At 70.8% G+C, this 16,009-nt stretch carries 14 protein-coding genes; 6 read left to right on the top strand and 8 right to left on the bottom strand.

Going from position 1 to position 16,009, the window contains the following annotated elements:
• Window positions 1–55: 55 nt before the first annotated feature.
• Both ACIBAG_RS31040 and ACIBAG_RS31035 read right to left on the bottom strand, forming a co-directional pair.
• Complete coding sequence (locus tag ACIBAG_RS31040; protein WP_399109562.1) at window positions 56–1,825, bottom strand: ABC transporter ATP-binding protein; 1,770 nt, start codon at window positions 1,823–1,825, stop codon at window positions 56–58.
• Window positions 1,826–1,925: 100 nt separating this feature from the next.
• The gene (locus ACIBAG_RS31035) at window positions 1,926–2,783 is read right to left on the bottom strand and encodes an aldo/keto reductase (RefSeq protein ID WP_399109561.1); all 858 of its coding nucleotides are present in this window, start codon (window positions 2,781–2,783) and stop codon (window positions 1,926–1,928) included.
• 373 nt (window positions 2,784–3,156) lie between these two features.
• Between ACIBAG_RS31035 and ACIBAG_RS31030 the strand changes: the two genes are divergently transcribed.
• Window positions 3,157–4,044, top strand: a complete 888-nt coding sequence (locus ACIBAG_RS31030) for a Gfo/Idh/MocA family protein (protein WP_399109560.1) — start codon at window positions 3,157–3,159, stop codon at window positions 4,042–4,044.
• A 137-nt stretch (window positions 4,045–4,181) separates the two neighbouring features.
• Here ACIBAG_RS31030 and ACIBAG_RS31025 read toward each other — a convergent pair whose 3' ends face one another.
• A complete protein-coding gene (locus tag ACIBAG_RS31025) occupies window positions 4,182–4,508 on the bottom strand; it encodes a hypothetical protein (RefSeq protein WP_399109558.1) in 327 nt (108 codons plus the stop codon).
• 142 nt (window positions 4,509–4,650) lie between these two features.
• Window positions 4,651–5,547, bottom strand: coding sequence for a GNAT family N-acetyltransferase (locus ACIBAG_RS31020; protein WP_399109556.1), 897 nt, complete (start codon window positions 5,545–5,547; stop codon window positions 4,651–4,653).
• Between the two features lie 494 nt (window positions 5,548–6,041).
• Between ACIBAG_RS31020 and ACIBAG_RS31015 the strand changes: the two genes are divergently transcribed.
• Window positions 6,042–7,250 carry a glycoside hydrolase family 64 protein gene (locus ACIBAG_RS31015; protein ID WP_399109555.1) on the top strand — a complete coding sequence of 403 codons (1,209 nt, stop codon included), beginning with the start codon at window positions 6,042–6,044 and terminating at the stop codon, window positions 7,248–7,250.
• 212 nt (window positions 7,251–7,462) lie between these two features.
• Window positions 7,463–7,669 (top strand): hypothetical protein, encoded by a 207-nt coding sequence (locus ACIBAG_RS31010; RefSeq protein WP_031487251.1) that lies wholly within the window; start codon window positions 7,463–7,465, stop codon window positions 7,667–7,669.
• Between the two features lie 108 nt (window positions 7,670–7,777).
• Here ACIBAG_RS31010 and ACIBAG_RS31005 read toward each other — a convergent pair whose 3' ends face one another.
• Window positions 7,778–8,914, bottom strand: coding sequence for a sulfite oxidase (locus ACIBAG_RS31005; RefSeq protein ID WP_399109554.1), 1,137 nt, complete (start codon window positions 8,912–8,914; stop codon window positions 7,778–7,780).
• A gap of 188 nt (window positions 8,915–9,102) precedes the next feature.
• Between ACIBAG_RS31005 and sthA the strand changes: the two genes are divergently transcribed.
• Complete coding sequence (gene sthA, locus ACIBAG_RS31000; protein ID WP_399109552.1) at window positions 9,103–10,506, top strand: Si-specific NAD(P)(+) transhydrogenase; 1,404 nt, start codon at window positions 9,103–9,105, stop codon at window positions 10,504–10,506.
• A gap of 22 nt (window positions 10,507–10,528) precedes the next feature.
• On the opposite strand, the gene ACIBAG_RS30995 is transcribed toward sthA, so the two are convergent.
• Window positions 10,529–11,029, bottom strand: coding sequence for a DUF5709 domain-containing protein (locus ACIBAG_RS30995; RefSeq protein WP_399109550.1), 501 nt, complete (start codon window positions 11,027–11,029; stop codon window positions 10,529–10,531).
• A 312-nt stretch (window positions 11,030–11,341) separates the two neighbouring features.
• Between ACIBAG_RS30995 and ACIBAG_RS30990 the strand changes: the two genes are divergently transcribed.
• Window positions 11,342–12,814, top strand: coding sequence for an APC family permease (locus ACIBAG_RS30990; RefSeq protein ID WP_399109548.1), 1,473 nt, complete (start codon window positions 11,342–11,344; stop codon window positions 12,812–12,814).
• A gap of 11 nt (window positions 12,815–12,825) precedes the next feature.
• Window positions 12,826–13,785 carry a hypothetical protein gene (locus tag ACIBAG_RS30985; protein WP_399109546.1) on the top strand — a complete coding sequence of 320 codons (960 nt, stop codon included), beginning with the start codon at window positions 12,826–12,828 and terminating at the stop codon, window positions 13,783–13,785.
• On the opposite strand, the gene ACIBAG_RS30980 is transcribed toward ACIBAG_RS30985, so the two are convergent.
• Both ACIBAG_RS30980 and prcB read right to left on the bottom strand, forming a co-directional pair.
• On the bottom strand, window positions 13,751–14,959 hold the full coding sequence (locus tag ACIBAG_RS30980) for a HoxN/HupN/NixA family nickel/cobalt transporter (protein WP_399109545.1): 1,209 nt from the start codon (window positions 14,957–14,959) through the stop codon (window positions 13,751–13,753). The two genes, ACIBAG_RS30985 and ACIBAG_RS30980, sit on opposite strands and share 35 nt — an antisense overlap.
• A gap of 166 nt (window positions 14,960–15,125) precedes the next feature.
• Window positions 15,126–15,980, bottom strand: coding sequence for a proteasome subunit beta (prcB, locus tag ACIBAG_RS30975; RefSeq protein ID WP_399109543.1), 855 nt, complete (start codon window positions 15,978–15,980; stop codon window positions 15,126–15,128).
• Window positions 15,981–16,009 lie beyond the last annotated feature (29 nt).

Raw genomic sequence — 16,009 nt, 5'->3', positions numbered from 1 at the left:
GGCGACACCGTCGACCTGTCGGCGCTGTTCGAGCTGCCGGTACCGGAACGTCCCGTCAGGCGACCTGTCCGCTGTGCAGGGCCGCGTACGCCCCGTTCCGGCGCAGGAGTTCCTCGTGGGTGCCGATCTCCTGGATCCGGCCGTCCGCCAGCACCACGATCCGGTCCGCGCCCCGCACGGTGGACAGCCGGTGAGCCACCACGAACGTGGTACGGCCGTGCAGGAGCCGGGCGAGGGCCTGCTGGACGAGCGCCTCCGACCGGGTGTCCAGGGCCGAGGTCGCCTCGTCGAGGACCAGCACCCTCGGGTCCCGGATCAGGGCCCGCGCGATGGCCAGACGCTGCCGCTGCCCGCCGGACAGCCGTGCCCCGCGCTCGCCGACCAGGGTGTCCAGGCCCTGCGGCAGCCGGTCGACGAACTCCAGCGCGTTGGCGTCGCGCAGCGCCGCCCGGACCGTCTCCTCGTCGGCGTCGTCCATGCCGTAGGCGACGTTCTCGCGGACGGTGCCGTCGAAGAGGATCGACTCCTGCGGCACGACCGACAGGAAGCGGCGGTACGTGCGCAGATCGAGGGTCTGCATGTCCGTGCCGTCGAGCAGCAGGCGGCCCGAGGTGGGGCGGATGAAGCCGATCACGAGGTTCAGCACGGTGGACTTGCCCGCGCCGGACGCGCCGACGAGGGCGATGGTCTCCCCCGGTGCGACGGAGAGGCTGAAGTCCCTTACGGCGGGGCGGTCGCTGTCCTCGTACGCGTACCCGACTTCGTCGAAGGTCACGGCGCCGCGCAGCGAGGCCACTTCGGCCTTGCCCTCGTTGTCCTCCAGCTCGGGGGCCTGGAGGACCTCACCGACGGAACGGACGGACTCCAGGCCCTTGGTGATGACCGGGGCCAGCCCGGCCAGCGTTGTCGTGGAGTTGGTGAGCGTGGTCAGGAAGGCGCTCAGCATGACGACGTCGCCGGCGGTGACGCCCCAGACGTCGTAGTACGAGATCAGCGCGGCGCCGGCGAGGACCAGCACGCCGACGACGTTCAGCACGACCCAGGCCAGTGAGCCGAAGCGCCCGTTGACCAGGTCGAGGCGCATGCCGGAGGTCAGCAGCCGGTGCAGGGTGCCGTCCATGCGGCGCAGCGCCTTGCCCTCCAGGCCGTGGGCGCGGGTGACCGGGATGAGGCGGGTCATCTCCGTCACCCGGGAGGACAGGGTCTCGACCTCGTGGCGGAAGTGCTCGTTGTGGGTGCGCAGCCGCGCCCGCAGCCGGGCGACGACCAGGGCGGCGGCGGGTACGACGACGAGGAAGACGGGCACGAACTCCGGGGTGCGCACGGCGATGATGACGAGGCCGCCGATGAGCACGGTGCCCGCGCCGAGGCCCGTCTCGGCGGTCTGCTGCACCATCTGCTCGACGGTCTCCACGTCCCGAACCACCTTGGCCTGCAGCACGCCCGCGCTGACCCGCGAGTGGTAGCCGATGGAGAGCTGCTGCATGCGGGTGCACAGCGCGGAGCGCAGGCCGGTGCCCATCCGGCGGACACTGCCGTACAGCAGGCGGACGTACAGCACGTGCAGCGGGTAGTTGACCAGCAGGATGAGCATGATGACGCCCGTGCTGAGCCAGAGATCGCTGATCGGCCGGTGCTCGACGACGGTGTCGATGATGGACGCGGTGATCAGCGGCAGCAGCCAGACCGGGCTGTGCTTGACCGTGAAGACGCCGACCGCCGCCGCGAGGCGGTGGCGGTCGGCACGGAACAGGTAGGCGAGGGTGCGTACGGGGTGTTCGTCCCGGTAGCGGTGGTCGAGCGGTCTCTCGTGCGACGACGCCATCGGCGTTGTCCTTCCCAGGTGCCGGATGCACAGCAAGCGCTTTCCCAGCCTATCCGGGCGGCCCTGCACACGCCGTCGGACGCGGATTCCCGAAAGAGTTTCAGACCGCGTCCAGCTCCGCGATCTCCTCCGCGCTGAGCACGAGGTCGGTCGCGGCGATGGAGTCCAGGACGGTCTCCGGCCGGCTGGATCCCGGGATCGGCACGACGACCGGCGACTTGGCGAGCATCCACGCCAGGCACACCCGCTGCGGACTCACCCCGTGCATCTCGGCGACGCGGGCGAACGGGGCGTATGCGGAGCCGAGTTCACGGGCCCGCGAGATGCCGCCGAGCGGGCTCCAGGGCAGGAACGCGATGCCGAGCTGGTCGCACAGGCGCAACTCCGGCTCACTGGAGCGGAACGCCGGGGAGAACTGGTTCTGCACGGAGACCAGGCGGCCGCCTAGGATGTCATTCGCCTGCCGGATCTGGTCGGGGTTCGCGTTGGAGATCCCGGCCATGCGGATCTTGCCCTCGTCGAGCAGGTCGCGTACGGCGCCGACGGACTCGTCGTACGGCACCCTCGGGTCGGGCCGGTGGAACTGGTAGAGCCCGATGGCCTCCACGCCGAGCCGGCGCAGGGACGCCTCGCAGGCCTCCTTGAGGTGCCGGGGGCTGCCGTCCAGGGTCCAGCTTCCGTCGCCGGGGCGCAGATGGCCGCCCTTGGTGGCGACCAGGACGTCCTTGCCGAGGTCGTGGGAGGCGAGGGCCTTGGCGATCAGGGTCTCGTTGTGACCGACCTCGTCCGCGTCCCGGTGGTAGGCGTCGGCGGTGTCGATGAGCGTCACGCCGGCGTCGAGCGCGGCGTGGATCGTGGTGAGGGAACGCACCTCGTCCGGGCGCCCCTCGATCGACATGGGCATGGCGCCCAGACCGATCGCGCTGACCTCGACGTCACCGATGCGGCGGGTGTGCATGGGCTCGTGACCTCTTTCGCCTGTCGCGCAAGGACGTTGACGTCCGGCGGTGGACGGGGGATCACAGCCGCCGGACTCCCACCAGCCTGGCCGCCCCTCAGCGGCAGGTCCAATAGAAGATGGAGAACGCATTCAGCGATGGCACCGCTGAATCCCCCGCACGGAAGCTGAATCTCCCGCACGGAGGCTGAAAATCCCGCACGGAGGCTGAATCTCCCGTACCGAGATCGACCGCCCATCACCTTGCGCCGCCTGCCGGGAGGTGTGACACCCTCACCCTGGACCGACCCCGGTCGACCCGGCCGGCGGTGTATCGGCCGGGACACCGAGCGCAATCGGTCGCGGATATTTCGGCACGGCGAGAGGCTTCGGCATGCGCATAGGACTGCTCGGCACCGGCCCATGGGCCCAGATGGCCTACGCGCCCGCCCTGAGCCGGCACGAGGAACTGGACTTCGCGGGCGTGTGGGGCCGGCGTACGGCCGCCGCCAAGGAGCTGGCGGACAGCTACGGCGTGCCTGCCTACGACGATGTGGACGCGCTGCTCGCCGACGTGGACGCCGTAGCCGTGGCCCTGCCGCCGTCCGTCCAGGCCGAGATGGCGGTGCGGGCGGCTCGGGCGGGCCGGCATCTGCTGCTGGACAAGCCGCTCGCGCTGACGGTGGAGGAGGGACGGGCGGTGGTCGAGGCCGTCGAGGCGGCCGGTGTGGCCTCGGTCGTCTTCTTCACCACCCGTTTCCAGCCGGAGACCGAGGCGTGGATCGCCGAACAGGCCGCCGCGGAGGGGTGGTTCACCGGGCGGGCGCAGTGGCTCGGCGCCGTGTTCAGCGGTGACGGCAGCCCGTTCGCGGCCTCGCCGTGGCGGCGGGAGAAGGGCGCGCTGTGGGACGTGGGCCCGCACGCGCTGTCCGTGCTGCTGCCGGTCCTGGGTGACGCACGGCGCGTGACGGCCGCCGCGCACGGTCCCGGCGACACCGTCCATCTGGTCGTAGAGCACATCGGCGGCGCGTCGAGCACACTGGCGCTGAGCCTCACGGCACCGCCCGCTGCGGCGGGGGCCGCGGTGGAGCTGCGGGGCGCGACCGGGGTGACGCTCCTCCCGGAGAGCTCCGAGAGCGCGGTGTCCGCCCTGGTCCGCGCCGGGGACGCCCTGCTGGCCGCCTCCCGCACCGGGCGGGCGCACGCGTGCGACGCGGCGTTCGCACTGCGGGTCACCGAGATTCTGGCCGCGGCCGAAGAGCTGCTGGACGGCGGCGCCTGAGGGCGGATTCGCCGTCAGGCTCCCTGCGAGGGTTGTGTGGCGTCCCGCCAGGTTGTGCTCGGGCGCGTCGGCGTCGGCGTGATCAGCTCCGGGAAGCGGTGCGGCACGGCTCCCCGGACAGCAGACCGACCGCTCGATCAGTCCTCGAACGCCTCCTCGCTCCACCGGAACCACGCCCGGTCACCGTCGATGTGCAGCAGGAACTCGGCGACGGGGCCGTCCGGTGAGGACAGTGAGACGCGTCTTCGGATCTCGTCGTAGGCCGTCTCCCATTCCTCCCGGCTCTCGTCGAGATCGCGCTCCAGCAGGGCGAGTTCACGGGCGAACAGGTCACGGACCGCGGCGTATCCCGGGCCGGGTGTGAAACGGCCCGACAGCCAGGGGAAGTCGGCCTCGTCGATGCGGATCTCCCCCACCGGCTCGTCGCCGCCACGCACCCGCCAGACCTCGCCGTCGAAACCCATGCCCGCCTCCCGTGCCCGCTGTCGATCACACTGTCTGGCCAGCATGCCACCCGGCACTGACAGTCGGACCGGACCTGCGTCGGACCGGACCGACTGCCGGCTACGGCCGGTCGTCAACCGGCCCCTCCGGCGCTACGGCTCGCTACGCCTGGCCCACCGCCTGGAAGTTGATGCGTTCCTTGACGACGGGGAATCCCGCCCTGGCGAAGTTCGCGGCCATCGGGAAGTTGCCCTGGTCGGTGGCTCCGGTGATGAACTCCGCGCCATGCCGGACGAGATGGTGGGTGCACTCGGCGAGGAGGTCGTAGGCGTAGCCGTGGCCGCGCTGTTCCGGGACGACGCCGATGAAGCCGATGGTCGGGCCGGAGGGGTTGTGTGCCGGGATGTGGATGCCGACGAGGTCGCCGTCCGGGGTGTGCGCGAGCTGCCACCACTCCCGTGGGGACGGGCACCAGTGGAAGAAGTCGAGCTCCTCCTGTGCGGCCTGGTCCAGGCCCCCCTCTTCGATGGCGCGCAGGGAGTGGGCGTCGAGGGTGACGGAGTCGATGCGGCGCAGCGCGTCGAGGAAGACCGCGTCGTCCGGCTCGGGACGGAAGCGCAGGCGTCCGGGGCGCTCGGGCAGGCCGAGCTCCGGGGTCCAGCGGTACAGGAAGCGTTCCACGAGGAGTTCGTGGCCGGCCGCCCGGGCGGCGGCGAAGCGGGCCTCGGCGGCGGCCTTCATTTCGGGGTCGTCCCGCCAGCCGCCGGGCAGGTTGATCTCGAGTTCGACCTGCCAGGGGGCGGAGCGCAGGAGTTCGGTACCGGCCTCCTCCTCGCCCTCGGCCACGTCGAACCAGTTGATGTTGATGGGCTCCGAGTCGTCGGGGCCGCCCCACCAGGCGCCGCGAGCGACGACCACGCCGTCGCGCAGGGCGACCCGCTTCCACTCGGGGCGGAAACGGGTCAGCTGGTGGCTCTCACGGGCGCCGAGCGGGTCGGGGTGTGCGTCGAAGAGATGGGCGTCGCTCGCAGAGAGCGCGCGAATGACCAGGTCGGTCACGGATTCCTCCGGGATGCGGGTTGCTTGGAGCGCTCCCGGTCAGATCTCACGAACCACGCCGGGGCAGCGGAAGAGGGAGCGCTGGAAGGGTGTGAACTGCACGACACTCGCCTCCTTCCGTCCGTCTCAGGGCGTGGATCCACACCGTAGGTGATCTCTCGGGGCTCCGTCCACGGAATTTCTCGACATCCGCGGGGCCCGCTTTGCGACGGCCGACCGCGCCGGGAGCGCTCTCAGCAGCCCGCTGGGCTTAAGCGCCCCTTAGCCAAGGATTAAGGGCCCGTGCTCATTCTGTGGCCGTTCAAGTTGCAGCAGTTCAGCGGGAGGTGAAAGACGGCAGAACCATTGGCTCGCACAGGGGGCGTGCGTACCATCGGGGCCCATCGGTAATGGCGACCGCGATTCTGAGAGCGCTCTCACAGGACCGTTCCCCCGTCGTCGGTCTGCCCACCGAAGCCCAGGTATCCGCACAAACACCAAGGGAGTCCCCCCACATGACATCCCGTCACCAGCGCGGTCCCGGTCGACGCAGGCTTCTCCTCGCCCTCGGCGGCGCGGCCGTGGCCGTCCCCACCGCCGCCGCCCTGGCCCCGTACGCCCTCGCGGGCACGCCCACGGATCGCGGCACCCGTGCCGCGGCGGCCTCTCTGCCGCTGACGATCGTCAACAACAGCGGCTCCTTCGGCAACGCGAATGTCCACGTCTACATCGTCGGCAACCAGGACGGCAGGCAGGTACGCGTCACGCCCGACGGCACCCTCGCGCCGATCGCCCTGTCGGACAACGGCCCCGACGGCTTCACCGACTACGCCATCAGCCTGGCCGGCAGCGGCGAGACCCGGCTGTCGCTTCCCCAGATGTCCGGCCGGATCTATGTGGCGCTCGGCCAGAAGCTCAGGTTCAAGGCCGTCACGGACGGCAACGGCAACGCGGCGCTGCAGTACCCGGCGGGCTGGGTGGCGTCGGACCCCAACTACCGGGTGCTGCACGATTGCGCGGAGTTCACCTTCAACGCCGCCGGCATGTTCTGCAACACCACCATGGTCGACATGTTCAGCGTGCCGCTGAGCATCCGGCTGACCGGCGCCAAGGACCAGACGACGGGCACGCTGCGGGCAGGCGGGCGCGCGGCCGCGTTCGCCGCGGTCCGCCAAGTCCCGGAGTTCGCGCGGCTCGTCGTGGACGACACACGCGTCATCGCCCCGGGACACGGCCTGGACGCCGGTCTGTTCGCCAAGGACTACCTCGCCCCGTACATCGACGAGGTGTGGAGCACGTACACCGGGCGGGACCTCACCGTCACCACCAACGCGGGGACGTTCACGGGGCGGGTGCGCGGCGACCGGTTCACCTTCGACGGGCCCGCCCAGGTGTCCTTCGCCAAGCCGTCGACACGGGACGTGCTGTTCTGCGACGGCAACCTGGCCGCCCCCAACGACGGCACCACCGGTCCCGTCGCCGCCGTCCTGGGCGCGGGATTCAACCGCTCGACCCTGCTCAGCCATCCCGCCCAGCCGACGACCGACGCGGCCGCCTTCTACCGCACCGGCCTGACCAACCACTACGCCAAGGCGATGCACACGGTCACGGAGGACGGCAAGGCGTACGGCTTCGCCTTCGACGACGTGGCCGACTTCGCGTCGTACATCCAGGACACGGCGCCGACCGGGATCCGTCTGACGCTGACGCCCTTCGAGGGCTGACGCGAGGGGCCCGGGGCGGCCCGGGCGGGCGCCGGGACCGGTCGCGGGGTTTCCCTCTGGTGCCAGGAGGTACCCCTGGTGGCCAGGGGGCACGGTGGACAGCCGGTCCCGGCGCTCCGGATGCAGGGTCGGCTCCGGCGTTGAATGGTGTTAACAGACCCGATGACCGCACCGGGCCCGAAGAAGTCATCCGGATCCGAGGAGCAGAGATGATGCCGACGTCCCAGCCCGAAGCGTCCGGGCCGTCCGAGGAGCGCGCCACCCCGGACGACCTGCTCCACGCCCGCACCGGCACCGAAGTGTCACCCGAGGACATCGTGCTTGCCTCAGGCAAGGACATCACTCCGCGCAACCTGGAATGGGCCAAGCGCAAGCTGGAGGCAGAGGGGCCGTCCGCCCTCGACAAGCTGCTGCCGTAGCCGCAGTCCGCGCGCGTCGCCCTCGGGTGCGGCCGGCACCCGGGGCGACCGTGCCTGCCTGCCGTTCCGCGCCCCGCGGCCGCACTCCTTATCAGCGTCAGCTGCTCATCAGCGTCCCGCGGATCCACCCTCGTCCACGCACAGCACCGGCACCCGCTGCACGACGTTGTTGGCGAAGCCACCCCGGTTCCAGGGCGGCTCCAGTGGCTGGCTGTGCCCCTCGGCGTCGGTGGCCCGCGCACTCAGCACATGCTCCCCCGGCACGGCCGTCCAGTCGTGCCGCCAGCGGCGCCATGCCCAACGGTGACCGGCGTCGGGCTCCAGCTCGGCCTCCCGCCAGCTGCGACCGGCGTCCGTGCTGACCTCGACCCGGGTGACCGGCGCCCAACCGGACCAGGCACGCCCCTCCAGCGCCACGGGACCGGGTCGGACCACCCGTGCCCGGGACATGAAGTCGGGGAAGCCCGGCGGGACCAGCAGGGCGCGCGGGGCGATCCGGGTGACCGGCTCGCCCTCGTCCTCGCGGTGCTGCCGCAGCCGGTAGGCCACGGCCTGCTGGAACCCGGTGAACGGCACATCGGTGACGGTGACCTCGCGCAGCCACTTCACGTGGGCCATGCCGTACCAGCCGGGCACGACCAGCCGCAGCGGACGGCCGTGCTGCGGGGGAAGCGGCCCGCCGTTCATCGCGTAGGCCACCAGCACCTCGGGATCACTGCCGGTGGCCACGTCCGAGGGGAGGGCACGCCGGTAGTCCTGCTCGACGCCGCGCTCGACCCCGTGGTCGGCCCCGGTGAAGACGACGTCGACGGCGTCGGGCTCCACTCCGGCCTCCGCCAGCAGCAGACGCAGCGGTACGCCCGTCCACTCGGCGGTGCCGACCGCCTCGACGAGCCAGGGCTGGCTCACCGGCCGGGGTGTCAGCAGTGCCCTGCCGTTGCCCGCGCACTCCAGCGTGACCCGGACGGTGACCTGCGGGTATGTCCGCAGGTCGGCCAGGTCGAGACGCAGCGGCCGGCGCACGCGGCCGCCGAGGGTCAGGTGCCAGGCGGTGTCGTCGGGGATGTACGGGATGTCGTAGTGGGTGAGGACGTAGTGCAGGCCCGGCGGGGTGAGGTCGTGGCGCAGGGCTTCGAGCGGCAGGCCGTGGTTGCGTGTCGCGAGCGCCAGTTCGTCCCGGCCGATGCCCTCCTCGGGGGCGGCCAGCCGGGCCGGTGCGCTCGCGTCGGCGAGTCGATGCCCCATACCCGCATTATCGACCCATATCCACACAATCGCGCCGGTCGGCCGCAACCTCCCGAGCCTGCGCCGAGCGCGCTCCCGTACCGACGGTGCGGAGCCGCAACCTCCGTTCCCTGCCCGGCACTTCACACCGACGATGTTTTCCGGTTCACCCTTTCGCAACGGGTCCCCCGGCTGTCAGACTCCTGAGGGTGCCCGACTTCGACATGCTCGTGATCGGATCCGGACCGGGTGGCCAGAAGGCCGCCATCGCCGCGGCCAAACTGGGCCGCCGGGTCGCCGTCATCGACCGTCCCGACATGGTCGGCGGCGTCTCCATCCACACCGGGACCATCCCCTCCAAGACCCTGCGCGAGGCGGTGCTGTACCTGACCGGTCTCACCCAGCGCGATCTGTACGGGCAGAGCTACCGGCTCAAGGAGGACATCACCGTCGCCGATCTCACCGCCCGCACCCAGCACGTGGTCGGCCGTGAGGTGGACGTCATCCGCAGCCAGCTGTCCCGCAACCACGTCGCCCTGTACGCGGGGACCGGCCGCTTCGTCGACCCGCGCACCGTCGCCCTGCGCGAGGTCACCGGCCACGAGCGGCTGCTGACCGCCGAGCACATCGTCATCGCCACCGGTACCCGGCCCGCGCGGCCCGCCAGCGTGGAGTTCGACGGGCGGACGATCATGGACTCGGACAACGTCCTGGCGCTGGAGCGGGTGCCGCGTTCCATGGTCATCGTGGGCGCGGGCGTGATCGGCATGGAGTACGCCAGCATGTTCGCCGCGCTCGGCAGCAAGATCACCGTGGTGGAGAAGCGCGCCGGCATGCTCGACATGTGCGACGTCGAGGTGATCGAGTCGCTCAAGTACCACCTGCGGGATCTCGCCGTGACGTTCCGCTTCGGGGAGACCGTCGCCGCGGTCGAGCGGCATCCGCGTGGGACGCTGACCATCCTGGAGAGCGGCAAGAAGATCCCCGCCGACGCGGTGATGTACTCGGCGGGCAGGCAGGGGCTCACCGACGGGCTGGACCTGGACAAGGCAGGGCTGGCGGCGGACGCGCGGGGGCGGATCACGGTCGACGAGCACTACCGCACCGAGGTCCCGCACATCTACGCCGTCGGCGACGTCATCGGCTTCCCGGCCCTGGCGGCGACCTCGATGGAGCAGGGGCGGGCGGCGGCGTACCACGCCTGCGGGGAGCCCGTCGGGCGGATGCACAACCTCCAGCCGATCGGCATCTACACCATCCCGGAGATCAGCTTCGTCGGGCGGACCGAGGACCAGCTCACCGAGGACCGGGTGCCGTTCGAGGTGGGCATATCCCGCTACCGTGAACTGGCCCGGGGGCAGATCATCGGTGACTCGCACGGCATGCTGAAGCTGCTGGTGTCTCCCGAGGACCGCACCCTGCTGGGTGTGCACTGCTTCGGTTCGGGGGCGACGGAGCTCATTCACATCGGGCAGTCGGTGATGGGGTGCGGCGGAACGGTCGACTATCTGGTCGACGCGGTGTTCAACTACCCGACGCTGGCCGAGTCGTACAAGGTCGCCGCCCTCGACGCCACGAACCGGCTGCGCCAGATCGACCGGATCGGGGAGTGAGGTCTCCGACCGGTCTTCCGCGTCAGGTTTCCCGGTCGTCCTCCGGCAGCCAGTCGTCGTCGACCACGTGCACCGCGGCCTCCTCGGCGCCGGCCGCTCCGGCGTCGACGCCGCGGTCGGCGGCGATCTCCTCCTTCGTGATGTCGGGATGGGCGCCCTCGTCCGGGGCCACCAGGCGGCCCGCCCGGTCGGCGCCCGCCTCGGGGTCGACGGGTTCGCCGTCGCCGCCCGGCAGATCACCCACGCCGTCGCCGGCCGGCTCGGCCGCGTCGGGGACCTCCTGGGTGAGCCGCTCGTCGAGGGTCTCGCCCTCGTGCCGTTCGGCCGCCGTCGTGCCGTACTTGGTCACACCGAGCGGCCTCTCGGGCGGTGAGTAGCCCTCGTCGAGGGTGTCGTCGTAGGTCCGCTCGTCCACGGCGTCCTGCAGGTCGAGGGGTGCGGCGTCCTCCTGCTCCTCGTTGCTTCCGGTGGGCTGGTACGCGTCGTCCGCCATCGGCTCGGAGGGCGTGTGTTCGGTGCCCATGAGTGCCTCCCTCGTTCGCGCGCGTCGGCTGGTTCGGTTCACGCATGTCCTGAACGCGTTTCCCGTTGCGCGGTCTCCAACCCCGGAAGATCCCCCGCCCTTGAAACATCAATGAGTGTGGCTATCATCACTCGCACACGCGGCGTGACTGCACGGCAACGCAACGGCGTACTGTGTCCGCCACCCGCTTTCGCCGCCCCCTGCCCCGAGGCCATCCCTCTGTCGGTTCGTGGCGTTGCACCACCCCACCCCCCATACGTCGTCCGGGCCGGGTTCGCCCTCGCGTCGTGCAAGACGGAAAGCAGCGCATCCATGAGCAACAACAGGGGCAGAGGGCTGCAGGCCAATGTCCTCGGCACGTTCGACACGGTGGTGATGGCGGTCGCGGGCAGCGCCCCGGCGTACTCGATCGCCGCGACCACGGCGGTCCTGGTCGGCGCGGTCGGCCTGGCCAGTCCGGCCACGCTGCTCTACTGCGCGATACCGATGCTGGGCATCGCGCTGGCCTTCAGCTATCTCAGCCGGATCGACGTGAACGCGGGCGCCAGTTACTCGTGGGTGGGTCGCACGCTGCACCCGTTCCTGGGGTTCATCAGCGGCTGGGCGCTCGTCGTCTCGGCGACCATCTTCATGGTGGCCGGTTCCCTGCCCGCCGGATCGATGACGCTCGCCCTGTTCGACCCGGAACTCGCGGACGACACCGCCCTGTCGACGCTGGTCGGCGCCGGCTGGTTCCTGGTCATGCTGTGCGTGGTGCTGGGCGGCGCCCGCCTCACCGTCCGGGCGCAGCTCGTGATGTCCGGTGTCGAACTCGCCATACTGGCCCTGTTCGCCGTGCTCGCCCTCTTCCACTCGGACAGCGCCCGGGCGTTCGACTGGTCCTGGCTCGGCTTCGGGCACTTCGACGGGGTGACGGGGTTCGCCTCGGGGGCGCTGATCGCCGCGTTCTACTACTGGGGCTGGGACGTCACCAGCAACCTCAGTGAGGAGACCCGCAACAGCCGCCGTACGACGGGTCTCGCGGGGCTCATCGGGGTGGGCATCGTGTTCCTGCTGTTCGAGGTGTTCACGATCGCGGTGAACGTCATCCTCTCCTCGCAGCAGATCCAGGACAACAACGCCAATGTGCTGGCCGTGCTCGGTGAGGAGGTCTGGCCGGGCTGGGGCGGCAAACTGCTGATCGTGGCGGTGATGCTGTCCACCATCGCCACCCTGGAGACCACGCTGATCCAGGTCACCCGGTCGCTGTTCGCGATGGGCCGGGACCGTACGATGCCGTCCTCGCTGGGCAGGGTGCACCGCCGGTGGAACACGCCGTGGGTGGCGATCACGGTGGTCGGAGTCGTGGCGCTGGCGATGTTCATCGCCGCCAACTCCCTGGGCACGGTGGGCGACATCCTCTCGGACGCCATCTCCGCGATGGGGCTCCAGATCGCCGTCTACTACGGGCTGACCGGCCTGGCGGTGGTCGTCGCCTACCGCAGGATGCTGCTGAAGTCGGTGGGCAACTTCGTACTCGGCGGCCTGTGGCCGCTGTTCGGGGCGCTGTTCATGTTCTGGATCTTCGTCGAGTCGCTGGGCGAGCTGAGCCGTTCCGCGATCACGATCGGCATCGGCGGCCTCGCGGCCGGGCTGATCCCGATGCTCTGGTACTGGCGGCAGGGCAGCGACTACTACCGGCCGGCCAGGCTGGACGCCGCGCGGACCGTCGAGGCGGACTGCGTTCCCGCCGACGGCGGCGGCACCAACCCCCTTGTCCACGAGGGTCTTTCCACCGACTTCTGAGGGAGCCCTCGATGGCGAAAGACCGCTTCGCTCCCGACTTCGACCCCGACTGCGGGGACGCGCCCCTCACCTGCGCCCGCCAGGACATCGTCATCGGCCGCTGGCAAGGGCTGCGGGAGCTGCTGCGGGTCACCGGCCCGAACTGGCTGGTGCGCGGCCACCGGGTCAGGCTGCTCGCGCAGGCCTGTGCGGGCAGTTCGACGGTGGAGTCATGGCTGGCCGCCGAACCGCACAGCTCCGACGCGCTGGTGCTGCGGGCGGCCACGGAGACGACACGGGCGTTCAACCTGGCGATCTCCGCGGGCCGGGGGGTGCCGATCGACCAGCAGCGCATCGACACCGCGGTGCTGTCGTGCCTCAGGGCCGCGGACTCCTACCCGGACGACCCGACGCCGTGGATCTCGCTGATCTGCGTCGCACGGCTGTATCCGTCGGGCGTACGGCGGCAGGAACTGGGGCGCTGGTGGGACGAGTTGCACCAGCGCGACCCGTACAGCGTGGAGGGACATCTGCAGGTGCTGCACTACTACTCCGCGCGCTGGCACGGCACCCACGGTCTGATGTACGACTTCGCCCGCGACGCGGCCGGGGTCGCGCCGCCGGGCTGCCCGCTGCCGGTGCTCGTGCAGTACGCCCGGGTCGAGGAGTTCCGCTACGCCCTGGACGCGGCCAAGGGGCAGCACGCCTCCATGGGTCTCGGCCAGCACTGGAGTCACGACGGCGCCGTCAGCGACGTACGCCGCACCTGGGAGCGCTGGATCACGAACCGCGCCGACGCCGACGTGGCCCCCGGCGAGCTGCGCGACCTCAACTACCTGGCGCACGCGGCGTGTCAGGCAGGGGTCCAGGACATCGCCGCGGCCCTGTTCCGGATGCTGGGACGCCGGGCCACGCGGGCGCCGTGGGCGTACACCGGCGATCCGGAGAAGCAGTTCGTCAGATGGCGGGCGGAGCTGGGCCTGCGCCGGTGACCGGCTCGGGGGTCGGGGCCGACGGGCCGCTCGTCCCCGAGTCCGCACCGGCCGTCCACTTCTCCTCGATCCGCCCGGCCTTCCACACCACGAGCGCCACGACCCACGTCACGGCGAAGAGGCCGACGACCACGAAGCCCGCGGTGTTGAGGTCGAGGCCGGAGATCCGGTCCCAGACCGGGCCGTGCAGGGCCAACCGGTCGGCGAGCAGGGTGAGGAGTTCGACCGTGCCGATGAGCAGGGCGACCGCGACGGACAGGCCGGTGACGGTGAGGTTGTAGTAGACCTTGCGAACCGGCTGGGAGAACGCCCAGCCGTAGGCGAAGTTCATGAACGTGCCGTCGATGGTGTCCAGGAGCGACATGCCGGCGGCGAACAGCACGGGCAGGCACAGGATCGCGTACCAGGGCAGACCGGACGCGGCGCCCGAGCCCGCCAGGACGAGCAGGGCGACCTCGGTCGCGGTGTCGAAGCCGAGGCCGAACAGCAGCCCCAGCGGGTACATGTGCCAGGGCTTGGTGATCGACCGCGTGGCGCGGCCGAGGAGGCGGTTCATGAAGCCGCGGTTGTTCAGCTGCTCTTCGAGGGCCGCCTCGTCGTAGCCGCCCGAGCGCATCCGGCGGAACACCTTCCAGATGCCGGCGAGGACGACCAGGTTGATCGCCGCGATCAAGTAGAGGAAGGTACCGGAGACGGTCGTACCGATGAGGCCGGTGATGTCGTGGAGGCGTGAGTCGTCGTCGCGGACCGGTCCGGCCAGGGTCTTGACGCCGAGGGAGAGCAGCAGCGCCAGGGCGAAGACGACGCTGGAGTGGCCGAGCGAGAACCAGAAGCCGACCGACAGCGGCCGCTGCCCCTCCCCCATCAGCTTGCGGGTGGTGTTGTCGATCGCCGCGATGTGGTCGGCGTCGAAGGCGTGCCGCATGCCGAGCGTGTAGGCGGTGACGCCGATGCCGATCCCGAAGGACTGCTCGCCGATGCTGTAGTGCCCGGGCGCGACGACGGCGACGAGCGTGAACCACCCGATGACATGCAGGGCCAGCACGAACGCCGCCATACCCCCGACCCTGCTCCACTCCTGCCGCGTCATGGAGGTGCGGACGCGGTGCCAGGCCGTGCGCTGGGCGGGGGCCGTGGCGGGGAGGTTCGGAGTGGAGTCAGGGGCAGCCGTCATCGGGGAGGGAGCGTCTTTCTTCCGGAGGGCGGCTGCGCAGTACAGCCTGCGGCCATCCTTCAGCACGTGCAAACCTTGTGCAGTAAAGGCCGCGACAGTTCTTGCCCATGGAAACCAAAGCTCCGGTCATGCGGAGGGAAAGCGCCCGAGCAGCACGAACGGCCTGTCAGGGAGCGGCGTTGGGCCCGTCCGGCCGCGTGCGGCGCTGCTCCACCATCTCGTGGCTCAGTTCCTCCGTCTGCGAGTCGGCCAGCCGCTCGAAACCGTCCTCCGTGATCACCGAAAGACTGGGGAAGATCCGGCGGCTGAGGTCCGGCCCACCGGTCGCCGAGTCGTCGTCGGCCGCGTCGTACAGCGCGTGCAGTGCGGCCAGGGCCGCTTCGTGCCGGGACATCCCCGCGCGGTAGAGCTTCTTGAGGGCGCCGCGCGCGTACGGCGATCCGGAGCCCTCGGCGTGGAAGTCGTACTTCTCGTACGGTCCGCCGGTGACCTCGAAGTCGAAGATGCGTCCCCGCGCGCCCTCGGGCGCCCTCACGTCGTAACCGGCGAGGAGCGGCACCACGGCGAGGCCCTGCATGGCCTGGCCGAGGTTCTGCCGGATCATGCCGGCGAGGCGGGTCGCCTTCGCCTTGAGGGTCATGGGTATGCCCTCGATCTTCTCGAAGTGCTTCAGCTCGACCTGGTACAGCTTCACCATGTCCAGCGCGAGCCCGACGGTGCCGGCGAAGGCGACGGCGGTGTGGTCGTCCGCGGGGTGGACCTTCTCCAGGTCGCGCTGGGCGATGAGGTTGCCCATGGTGGCCCTGCGGTCGCCGGCGATCAGCACGCCGTCGCGGTAGGTGAGGGCCAGCACCGTGGTGCCGTGCGGGAAGCGGTCGGGTGCGGCGCGGACGCCGTCGGGGAAGGGGCGGCGCATGGGCAACAGGCCCGGGCGGTGCGCCGCCAGGAACTCGGTGAACGACGAGGTCCCCGGAGTGAAGAACTCCTCCCCCAACCGCCCCTCGTGCTCACTGCTCGCCATCTCACTCCCCCTCCTCCGACCGGCCGACA

The organism is Streptomyces sp. NPDC051243, assembly GCF_044455405.1.
GTDB lineage: Bacteria > Actinomycetota > Actinomycetes > Streptomycetales > Streptomycetaceae > Streptomyces.
This window is presented reverse-complemented; position numbering and strand designations above follow the sequence as displayed.